This is a genomic window from Syntrophorhabdus sp. (assembly GCA_012719415.1).
In the GTDB taxonomy this organism is placed as follows: Bacteria; Desulfobacterota; Syntrophorhabdia; order Syntrophorhabdales; family Syntrophorhabdaceae; genus Delta-02.
Genome location: JAAYAK010000202.1, coordinates 1 through 11,052, shown reverse-complemented (window position 1 = coordinate 11,052; position 11,052 = coordinate 1). Strand labels below are relative to the sequence as shown.

The following is an 11,052-nucleotide window of genomic DNA, read 5'->3' as shown; positions in this document are numbered from 1 at the left end:
TCCTATAAGTCCTATATGTCCCATAGGTCCTATAACCATCCTCCAGACCCCCTATACTACCTTACTCGCTTAAGACCCCCATCCCCTCCCCATCACTCCCACCTGAAAAGGATCCTCTTCTTTTGCCTCCCGTCGCAGACGGGATGCAAAAACGGCCGGATTTTGGAAGGCTTCGAAATCCGGCCGTATCTTTTCTCTGCGTCCTCTGCGGGCTTGAGAGAGGAGCGCAAGCGACGAGCGGGCGAGAGGCCACCTCTGGCCTCCCCCCCTCTCACCTCACGCTCAAAATACCGTGCGCATCAGGCGGGTCGTTCTAATTTGAATATTTTCCCAGGGTTCAGGATGTTGTTCGGGTCGAAGAGGGCCTTTATCGACTTCATGGCGACTATGACCTGCGGTGAGAGTTCCATGTCGAGGTAGGCCGACTTGGACGTGCCGATCCCGTGCTCTCCCGAGAGCGTGCCGCCGAGGCGCACGGTCTCGGCAAAGATGTCTTTCACCGCCTCTTCCGCCTTGTGGCGGTCCTCGGGTGTGTCTTTGATCATGATGCTCACGTGAAAATTGCCGTCGCCTGCATGGCCGAAGCTCAGGATGGGTATGCCATATTTCTTCTCAAGGGCTTCCAGGGTCCGGATCAGCGTGGGAATATGGGAGCGGGGAACCACGACGTCTTCCGCTATCTTCACCGGATTCAGGTTATAGGTGGCCTGCGAGAGGACACGGCGGGCCTGCCAGAGTTTGTCGGCCTCCGCCGGGTCCCGGGTCACATCGCACCGGACGACCTTCCGGGCGGCGAGGATGTCCTTCACTTTTCCCACCTGTGGCGCCACCGCCTCCTCATTGCCGTCGACCTCGATGAGGAGAAGGCCTCCGATCTCCTCGGGTATGCCCATGGGAGAGGCCTTTTCACTGCACCGGATGGATGCCCTGTCCATGAACTCTATAGTGGAGGGAATGATCCTGGCCGCGATGATGGCCGAAACGGCGCGGGCGGCGTCTTCGACCTCATTGAAGAGGGCAAGGATCGTCGCCTTCGCCTCGGGAAGGGGGATCAGTTTCACCGTGATCTTCGTGACCACCCCCAGAGTACCTTCGCTCCCCACGAAAAGGCGTGTGAGGTCGTAGCCCACGACCCCCTTCATCGTACGGACCCCGGTATTGAGGATCTCTCCCGTGGCCGTCACCACCTCGAGCCCGATAACATAGTCTCGCGTCACCCCGTATTTAAGTGAATTGGGCCCGCCGGCGCACTCCGCGACATTGCCGCCTATGCTCGAGTACTTGTAGGATGCGGGATCGGGCGGATAGAAAAGACCGTGCTTCGCCGCTTCCTGCTGAAGGTTGAAGGTGATGACACCCGGCTCTACAACGGCAATGAGGTTCTCCGTGTCTATCTCGAGGATACGGTCCATTCTCGAAAAGACAAGCACGACACCCTCGACAACCGGTATGGACCCGCCTGTCAAGCCCGTGCCCTGCCCTCTCGGGATAACGGGAAAGCCGTAATGGTTGGCAAGCTTCAGGATGCGGGAGACCTCTTCGGCCGACGAAGGGAACACAACGAGGTCCGGAACGATGCCATCGGTCCTCGCATCGTACGAATAGCACTGCCGCTCCTCCAGAGAGTCTATCGCGTTCTCTTTTCCCACGATCGCCCGTATCTCATCAATGATCTTGCTTTCCACGCGTACCTCTGCACATTTGATTTTGGGTATATCAACCCGTTGATAGAATCCGTTCCTACGTCATTCCGGCGAAGGCCGGAATCCACAGGTTCTTCCAACGCGGCGCTTTTCCTGGATTCCGGCCTTCGCCGGAATGACGTCACTGCACAAACCGGATCGAGAACCGACTTCATCAACGGCCTGCTAATGATAGCATATAATTGTACCCCTTCCCATTTTTTTCCTTTGCATTTTCCCGTCCCGGCGGGTTATTTACAGTTAAGTCAGGGAGGCGCTCTATGAGAAAGACCATCATATTGATACTATTGTTTGCCGCCGTGGTGTTCCTTGCATGGAACGCGTATGCCGGTCCCGATGCTTTCAACAAGGCGGACAAGGACGGGAACGGGACGATCACCTCCGATGAATTCGAGTCCGCGGTGACATCCAAGTTCAGGGAGTACGATAAGAACAACGACGGCAGGATCGATATCAAAGAGTTCTCAGCGAAGGAACATCCTGACGCGGTCAAAGAGTTCAAGTTCATGGACAGGAACAGCGACGGTTTCGTCAACGCAGATGAATTTTACAGGGCCGCCATCCAGAGGCGTGATCAGATCGATTTCAACCGTGATTCGAAGATCAGCAAGGAAGAGTACAATTCAAACAAGGCCTTGCCTTTCCTGAAGTTCTACTTCTAGGAGCGGACAGCATGGAACCGGGGACCGTGCACCCCTTGAAGTACCGGAATGAGAGAGCCCGTCTTCAGGGGACAGTCCGTCCTTCCCGATAACACCCGGCTCATCTCATGGCAGACAACATCCAACAGAAGAACATCTGGAGCGCGCTCAAGGAACCCTTCTTCCGGACGCTGTGGATAGCCAATATGGTGTCTCTCGTCGGGTCATGGATGCATGAAACGGGCACGGCGTGGCTCATGACGTCAATGACGGTATCTCCTTTCATGGTCGCCATGCTGCAGACTTCCATGACCCTCCCGTTCTTTCTCCTTGCCCTGCCAGCCGGCGCCCTTGCCGACATAATCAACAGGCGGAAACTGCTGGTCGCCGCGCAGTTCGTCATGCTCTGTGCCGCCCTGGTCCTCGCTGTCCTGACGTTGGCCCGGGTCGTAACTCCCGTTACGATCCTCGTCCTCACCTTCGCCCTCGGGGTGGCGGCAGCCGTCAATGCCCCCACCTGGCAATCGATCATCCCCGAACTCGTCTCGCGCGAGCATCTCCAGTCGGCCGTCACCCTGGGTTCGGTCGCCTTCAACGTCGCGCGTGTCGCCGGCCCGGTCCTGGGGGGCCTCCTTCTAGCCCTCCTGGGTCCCGCCTCCGTCTTCTTCGTCAACGCGCTGTCATTCATGGGAGTGATCTTCGCCCTGCTGCGCTGGAGGTACGGACCTCGGGAACAGACTCTGCCGGCGGAACGCTTCTCGGGGGCCATACGGACCGGGGTCCGGTACGTGAGGAACGTTCCCCAGGTCAAGACGGTGCTCCTGCGCATGGGCATCTTTTCCTTTTTCGGGAGTTCTCTGTGGACCTTTCTCCCCATAATAGCCCGTGTCCGTCTCGACCTTAAGCCTTCAGGCTTCGGTCTGCTCCTCTGCTTCTTCGGTATAGGGGGCCTCCTTGGGGCCCTCCTTCTTCCCCGCGCCGGCCAGATGCTGAAATTCAAGTCCCTGGCCAACGCCGCCACCCTTCTCTTTGCCGCCTCGATCGGCGTTCTTTCCTTTTCGGGGACATTCCATCTCACGGGCGCCGCCCTTCTGGCCGGCGGCATCGCGTGGCTTGCGCTCATCTCCACCTACAACACGGCGATCCTCTCCATCATTCCTTCCTGGGTAAGGGGCCGCGTCATGTCCGTATTCATGCTCGTCTTCTTCGGTCCCTTTGCCATCGGCAGCACCCTCTGGGGATTCCTGGCGTCCTGGATCGGTATCACCGAGACCCTTGTCTTCACCTCCCTCGCGACGGCAGCGGGGCTTCTCGTTACGGTCCAAAGAGGCCTTTCGGAGCCGCACGGGGTGGACCTTACGCCATCGGAATACTGGCCGCAGTTTCCGTCCGAGATGGAATCGGACATACACGGGGGCCCGATCCTCGTCGTTGCCGAGTACTCCATCGACCCGAACCATCTCAATGCTTTTCTTGCCGCCATGGGCTCTCTGAAAACAATACGGATGCGCGACGGCGCCTTCCGCTGGAACCTCTTCAGGCAAGCAGGCTCGGACTACCGCTTCATCGAGTCCTTCATCGTCCAATCCTGGGCCGAGTACATGCGGCAACAGGAACGTTTCACGGTCTCCGATGGTGGCATCGTCGACACGGTCCGCTCCTGTCAGAAGGAAGGCGAATCCGTCACAGTCCGCCATTTCGTAGCCCAACCGGTGAGAAGAGAGAAGTAGGCAGGTCGCAGGTCGCAGGTCGCAGGTCGCAGGTCGCAGGTCGCAGGTCGCCAAGGAAAATGCCGGGAAGGGAACAAGCTGTCCACACAATTGCTGACTAGCTCACGTAATTGTTGGGCAGGACGGCGAATTCCCTTGTTGGCTTTGGACCTGTGACCTGAGACCTGTGACCTGCGACGATCTTCTATTCCTTGTAATAGAGGAGCTCCCGCGCGTGGGGTGCGACGGCCTCGACGAAACCGTCCTGCTGTTCCCAATCCATCGGTTTGAAGGAACGGGCGAAGTAGACGTTCTGTTCGAGTTGCTCCAGGTCGTCGCAACCGATGATGGCGGTGGCGATGGGTTGAGAAAGAGCGTAACGGAAGAAGGTCTCCATCGACGTGTAGAACGCGAGTTTGGACGTGAAACCCCGCACGTATATCTTCATACCGATGATACCCACATCCTGCCGCTCCGTCAGAGGAAGCATCTCCTCAAGAAAGCTCCTCTGCGAGGCCTCGGCGGGATTGACGGGGAGAAGCACGGTATCGAAATCGAAACGCCTGAGACATTCCCCGATAACCAACGGGCTCTGATGGCCGGTGACGCCGATGAACCGGGCGAGGCCCTTTTCCCTCGCTTCCGCGAAAGCATCGATGGCACCCCCCACGGCGAAGATCCCTTCCACGTCCTCGATCGTCCTGACATCGTGTATCTGCCAGAGGTCCAGGTGGTCCGTCTTCAGGTTGCGCAGGGTCTCGTGAAGATGCTCGAGAGCACCTTCCCTCGTCCTTGCGTGTGACTTGCCCGCGAGAAAGATGTCCCTCCTGCGCTCCCTGAGCGCTTTGCCGTAATATTCCTCGCTGCCGTCGTAGGCTCGGGCGCATTCGAAATAGTTGATGCCCAGGTCGAGCGCCTTGTTGATGAGAGTGTACGCCTCTTTGTCCCGTCCATGGGAACGAAGAAGACCCTCTCCGCCAAGGCCCATTATGGTCACCTCGGCACCCGTTCTGCCAAGTTTGCGTTTATCCACTGTGCGATACCTTTCGGTGGTATTTAATCTTTGTCGGTCTTGAAAACGGCCCCGCCGGCGGCGCCGGTGACCATCCCGGCGTACCGGGCCATGTAGCCTTCCGTGATCTTCGGCCTCGGCTTCCTCCAGGCTTTCCTTCGCTTCTCGAGCTCGCTCTTCCCCACCTTGAGATCGATGGTCTTCTTCACGAGGTCTATCTCGATGATGTCGCCGTCCTTGACGAGGGCGATAGGCCCGCCTTCCGCCGCTTCCGGTGACACGTGCCCGATACACAGGCCCCGCGTACCCCCCGAGAACCGTCCGTCCGTGATCAGGGCACAGACGGTATCGAGCCCTCTTCCCGCCAGGATGCTCGTCGGAGTCAGCATCTCCCTCATCCCCGGTCCGCCCTTCGGTCCTTCATAACGGATGATGACGGCGTCGCCGGCCCATATCTTGCCTTCCATGATGGCTTTGCCGGCTTCCTCCTCGCTGGCGAACACCCGGGCCTTTCCTTCGAAATGCCAGATGCTCTCGCTCACCCCGATCCGCTTCACTATCGACCCCTGGGGCGCGAGAGAACCGGTGAGCACGGCAAGGCCGCCCTTCTCGTGATAGGCGTTCTCGATGGTCCGGATCACGTCGCGATCCGTGGCGTCGGCGCCCTTGAGAACGTCGGAGACCTTCCTTCCCGATACCGTGAGGCAGGACTTCTTGATGAGGTTCCTGCGTGACAGCTCTTTCATTATCGCGAATACACCGCCCGCCTCGTTGAGGTCCTCCAGGTGGTGGGGCCCCGCCGGGCTCATGTTACAGATATGCGGGACTTTCTCCGACATCGTGTCGAAGAGGGTGAGGGCTAGATCGATCCCTCCCTCATGGGCAATGGCGGGAAGGTGCAGGGCCGTATTCGATGAACCCCCGAATGCCATATCCACTGAAATGGCGTTCCTGAAGGCGTCGAGGGTCATGATATCCCTCGGCTTCAGGCCCTTCCTGACGAGGTCCACGATGGCCATGCCCGTTTCCTTGGCAAGCCGTATCCTAGCCGCATGAACAGCGGGTATCGTCCCATTTCCCTTGAGGGCTATCCCCAGGGCCTCGGAGAGGCAATTCATCGAATTCGCCGTGAACATGCCGCTGCAGGACCCCGCGCCGGGACAGGCGCACTCCTCGAGCATGGCAAGCTCCTTTGCCTCCATGAGGCCGCCCGCGACCTTGCCCACCCCTTCGAACACGGATATGAGGTCCACCGGTTTCCCCTTGAAACGCCCCGCCAGCATCGGCCCACCGCTCACCATAATGCTTGGGATGTTGAGACGCATGGCGGCCATCATCATTCCCGGGATTATCTTGTCGCAGTTCGGGATCAACACAAGTCCATCGAAAGGGTACGCCTTGGCCATGACCTCGACAGAATCACAGATAAGCTCGCGTGACCCAAGAGAGTACTTCATCCCCTCATGATTCATCGCGATTCCGTCGCAGACGCCTATCGTCGAGAACTCCATCGGCGTTCCGCCGGCCATCCTGATGCCGTCCTTCACTGCCTGCGCTATTCTTCCGAGATGTATGTGCCCCGGAATGACCTCGTTGGCGGAACTGGCGATGCCGATGATGGGCCTGTCGAGTTCCTCCTTCAGGTATCCCATGGCTCCGAAAAGGCTCCTGTGCGGTGCCTTCTGCAGACCTTTCTTCATTCTGTCCGACCTCATGAAGCCTCCCCTTCGACAAAATAATATCGCTGCCTCGCACAAGGGTCAGCGATTGGTGCTGAGAATATACAAGGTTATTACAGAGGACGCCACTTTGCAACAGAATACTGCCGCAGGGAGCCGCGTCCGGTGAGGTGACAGCTGGCCCGGACACCCGCGGCGCCGCTGTTTTCGCTCTGGTGTCTCCCACTGTCCCCGATCCCGCCCGGCGCCGGGTTCACAGAAGATCGGGTTTCGCCCCCGTTTCACTGTATCGGAAATAATCGTTCACTATGCGTCCGTGATCGAAAGCTATGTCCGGCGGCAGGTCGGTGGACGTGTAGACGGCGGCCCTCCGGGCATCATCACGGCCTTCCAGGGTCCCCGTCCCTTCCCCGATAAAGACAACGGATACCGTATGGAACCTGGGGTCGCGGTTCGGGTCTGAATAAACGTGGAATTGTTCGATGAGTCTGACGTCGAGAGACGTCTCTTCCCGGGCCTCTCTCACGGCCGCCTCCTCCACGGATTCACCGACATCCACGAACCCCCCCGGCAGGGCCCAGCCCGCAGGCGGGTTCTTGCGTTCGATGAGAACGATCCCGCCCTTGAACCGGATGATAATATCCACGGTCAGAAGCGGGGTTTTCAGCGTATGCGCCACAGGCAACCTCCTTCACCTCTCCTTTCGCGATAGGTGTTTACAAAGGCCACCCCATGTGGTAATCATCATGCACACATGGACTTCGACCTCATAATCGACAGCCACGCGCACTGGGGCCCATCCTCGTCCATGGGCATAGATGTGACCACCGGTGAGCTCCTGCGCCAGCAAAAGGAATCAGGCGTCGACTACGTTATTATCATACCCTTCCCGTCCACAGCAATCGAAAACAACGCCATCAACGTCCGCATCCTCGATGAATCCCGACGTGTCGACAGCTTCCTCCCTTATCACTACGTCAGGGAGAACTACGACACGGACGGCTTCGACCCTATCCCCAATGCTTACTTCGGCGGCAAATGGCACTGGATGCGAGGCTGGCAGGACTCCGCCTCCAACTATAGCGTCCTCGACGACCCCGCTCTGCCGGGGCTCGTGGACAAGATCCGCAATACCGGCAAGCCCGTCATATTCGAAGAGGAGCTGAGATTCACGAAAACCTTTGCAGACATGTTCCCGGATGTCACTCTCATCATCCCCCACCTCGGTCTCCTCGGCGGCTACCCTCTCGATTTCCTGAAGGCATTCAAGAACAGCGAACACATATACTTCGATACCGCCCTCGGCTCAAAGGACATGATCTTCGAATTCGTTAAGACCATAGGTCCCGAACGCGTTCTCTTCGGTTCCGACGTTCCTTTCGGCACGATGAAGAGCGAACTGTCAAAGGTCGCCGGGCTCTCTCTCGGCCAAGGGGACAAGGAACTCATCCTCTCGGGAAACGTCATCAGACTGGCCGCCCTTCCCCTGCCTAAATCCTAATCCTTTTCTCATGTTATGATATTTGTGAAATAATGAATTGACAATATCTTAGCCAAAAACAATAATATCCTACAAAGTCACAATTTAAATTGGTGAATCTCGGACCGGCAGTATCATCACCACTACGAAAGGGGGTAATTATGAAGTTCGATGAGTTCGTGGATGGAAACAGGGGCATCAAAAGACGTGACTTTCTCAAACTGACCTCGGCGGTCGGCGGAGCCGTCCTGCTCGGCGGAGCCGGTAAGGTCCTGGCACAGTCAAGGAAGAGGATCTCCATCGCCACGGGAGGGATGGGAGGCGTGTACTTCGTCATTGGCGGGGGCATAGCCAGCATCCTCACAAAGTACGCGGGAGTCGAAGCGGCCGCCGAAGTGACGGCCGCTTCTGTCGATAACTGCAAGCTCATAGCCGCGAAGAAGTCCGACCTGGGTCTCATCATGGGCGATACGGGTTACGACGCCTTCAAGGGAACGGGCATTTTCAAGGGTCGCGCCCTTCCCATTCGCGTTCTCACTGTCCTGTATCCTAATCTGACGCACCTCGTCACTCTGGAAGGCAAAGGGATATCCAAGGTCGCCGACCTCAAGGGCAAGAGGGTCTCCACGGGCGCCCCGGGAAGCGGAACGGAAGTCATAGCGCTGCGCGTTCTCGAAGCTGCCGGCCTCAACCACGAGAAAGACATACGGAAGGACAGGCTTGGGGCTTCCGAATCGGCCGGAGCATTGAAGGACGGCAAGATAGACGCTTATGTCTGGTCCGGGGGCGTTCCCACCGCGTCCGTCCTCGACCTTGCGGCATCTCCCGGAGTCAAGATTTCCCTCATCGGTCACGAAGATCTGATTCCCAAGATGACCGCCAAGTACGGCCCCATCTATTACAGGTCCGTGATACCGAAAAAGGTGTATACGGGAATGACCCAGGACACACCTGTATCGACGGTGGCGAACATCCTCGTCTGCCACAAGGACATGGATGCCCAGCTGGCCTACAACGTCATGAAAGGCGTATTCGAACACCTCAAGGAGTTGGCCGCAATTCACAAGGAAGCACTTCACATAAACCTGAAGGACGGGGCATCGGCACAGTCCATACCCTATCATCCAGGCGCACAGAAATTCTTCAAGGAAAAAGGATTCAACGTACCGGTTTAGCGCTTGGCGACCGAGGGAGTGGCGCCACCCCCTCGGTCGCTTCCCATGCGCATCCATGCTTCTTCCCTCAAGATGCGCGGCTGATGTCATGTTAACCGGCATCTGTGCTCGAGCAGAAGGGATCGGACCAATGACCGATCAGGCAAGAACCAACAGGATTCTCGCAGGTATCCTGAAAAGCACGCTCGGAGGCGCTAATGGAAAACAACGATAAGGAATCGACCACCACATCGACGGACCTCACCGAAGAACAGAAGAAGAAGATCGAAGAGATCATCGAACAGGAGGAGGGGGTAACCAGAAAGGTAACTGGGTTCTGGGACATTGTGATAACCGCCCTGGCGATCATCATGTCGCTCTTCGCGATCTACTCCACCATAGTGCCCGTCACCACCCAGATCCTACGGGGTGTCCATGTGGCACTGCTTCTCGCTTTGTCATTCCTTTACTACCCGCTGTCGAAGCGGTTCAGGGGAAGGATAACTCTTTTCGATGTCGTACTGTCCCTGCTTGGCCTGGCCTGTATCGGGTACATGCTCCTGGACTTCGACGACTTCATCTACCGGGCGGTAACACCCGAGAGATGGGACATGATCTTCGGGGTCATCTTCATTCTCCTCATCCTCGAGGCGACGCGAAGGTCCTCCGGTTGGATCATGCCCGTGACATGCCTGGTGTTTCTCGTGTACGCCTACGTCGGACCCTGGCTTCCCTCTCCGTGGACCCACCGGGGATACGACATCGAACGGATCGTGGGACACATGTACATGACGCTGGAAGGGATCTTCGGCGTTCCCATAGATGTCTCCTCGACTATCATCATCATGTTCTGCATATTCGGGGCGTTCCTGTCGGTTTCGGGGGCGGGGAAGTTCTTCGTCGATTTTGCTTTCTCGGCGATGGGAAGAAAACCGACGGCTGCCGGTCGCTCCGTTATCGCGACCTCGTACCTGCTCGCCATGGCCTCAGGCTCCGGGGTTGCGAATACCGTCGCCATCGGCTCGGTCGCCTATCCCATGCTAAGAAAAGCCGGATACGACAAGAACAACGCGGGAGGGTTCCTTGCGGCAGGCGGCATGGGGGCCATAACGACGCCACCCGTCATGGGCGCCGCGGCATTCCTCATAGCGGAGTTTTTGAGAATCAGCTACATCGATGTCATACTCCTCGCGCTCATCCCCGCGGCCCTCTACTACTGGGGGCTGCTTACCATGGTCGAACTGGACGCCAAGAAATTTGGATTGAAGGCCGTTCAGATAGACAAGAGATATACTCTCTGGCAGCTCACAAAGCTGTACGGCTTCCACTTTTTCTCTCTCATTGCCATTGTGGCCTTCCTGGTCAAGGGATTCACGCCCCAGGTCGCGGTCCTTGCGGCGATCATAACCTGTTTTCTCGCATGCTTCATTCGCAAGGATACCAGGTTCACGCTCAAGAAACTCATCGCCGCATTGCGTGAAGGTTCCGTCACCGTGCTCAATGTTGCCGCCATATGTGCCGCCGCAGGGATAATCGTCGGTATAGTCAGTCTCACTGGTCTCGGCCTTAAGCTCTCCACCATCATCATAGGCTATGCCGGAGGGAACCTTCTGGTGACGGCCGTTTTTGCGGCTGTCCTTCTCTGGGTCATCGGCCTTGCCGTCCCTATAACGG

The 11,052-nt window shown here is 57.7% G+C and carries 9 protein-coding genes; 5 read left to right on the top strand and 4 right to left on the bottom strand.

Annotated elements, in window-relative coordinates; genetic code table 11:
* Positions 1-299: 299 nt before the first annotated feature.
* A complete protein-coding gene (locus GXX82_11435; protein NLT23649.1) occupies positions 300-1,685 on the bottom strand; it encodes an FAD-binding protein in 1,386 nt (461 codons plus the stop codon).
* A gap of 278 nt (positions 1,686-1,963) precedes the next feature.
* Here GXX82_11435 and GXX82_11430 point away from each other — a divergent pair, with 278 nt between their 5' ends.
* Positions 1,964-2,365: a hypothetical protein gene (locus tag GXX82_11430; protein ID NLT23648.1), complete on the top strand. Its 402-nt coding sequence runs from the start codon at positions 1,964-1,966 to the stop codon at positions 2,363-2,365.
* A gap of 107 nt (positions 2,366-2,472) precedes the next feature.
* Positions 2,473-4,074, top strand: coding sequence for an MFS transporter (locus tag GXX82_11425; protein NLT23647.1), 1,602 nt, complete (start codon positions 2,473-2,475; stop codon positions 4,072-4,074).
* Positions 4,075-4,258: 184 nt separating this feature from the next.
* On the opposite strand, the gene GXX82_11420 is transcribed toward GXX82_11425, so the two are convergent.
* From GXX82_11420 to GXX82_11410, 3 genes are all read right to left on the bottom strand, one after another.
* On the bottom strand, positions 4,259-5,041 hold the full coding sequence (locus tag GXX82_11420; GenBank protein ID NLT23646.1) for an aldo/keto reductase: 783 nt from the start codon (positions 5,039-5,041) through the stop codon (positions 4,259-4,261).
* Between the two features lie 68 nt (positions 5,042-5,109).
* The gene (gene ilvD, locus GXX82_11415; protein ID NLT23645.1) at positions 5,110-6,780 is read right to left on the bottom strand and encodes a dihydroxy-acid dehydratase; all 1,671 of its coding nucleotides are present in this window, start codon (positions 6,778-6,780) and stop codon (positions 5,110-5,112) included.
* 217 nt (positions 6,781-6,997) lie between these two features.
* Positions 6,998-7,429, bottom strand: coding sequence for an NUDIX hydrolase (locus GXX82_11410; GenBank protein NLT23644.1), 432 nt, complete (start codon positions 7,427-7,429; stop codon positions 6,998-7,000).
* A 69-nt stretch (positions 7,430-7,498) separates the two neighbouring features.
* On the opposite strand from GXX82_11410, the gene GXX82_11405 reads away from it, so the two are divergent.
* From GXX82_11405 to GXX82_11395, 3 genes are all read left to right on the top strand, one after another.
* Complete coding sequence (locus GXX82_11405; GenBank protein NLT23643.1) at positions 7,499-8,245, top strand: amidohydrolase family protein; 747 nt, start codon at positions 7,499-7,501, stop codon at positions 8,243-8,245.
* A 140-nt stretch (positions 8,246-8,385) separates the two neighbouring features.
* Positions 8,386-9,399: a TAXI family TRAP transporter solute-binding subunit gene (locus GXX82_11400; protein NLT23642.1), complete on the top strand. Its 1,014-nt coding sequence runs from the start codon at positions 8,386-8,388 to the stop codon at positions 9,397-9,399.
* A gap of 197 nt (positions 9,400-9,596) precedes the next feature.
* Positions 9,597-11,052: TRAP transporter fused permease subunit (locus tag GXX82_11395; protein NLT23641.1), on the top strand; the 1,456-nt coding region annotated here is incomplete at its 3' end.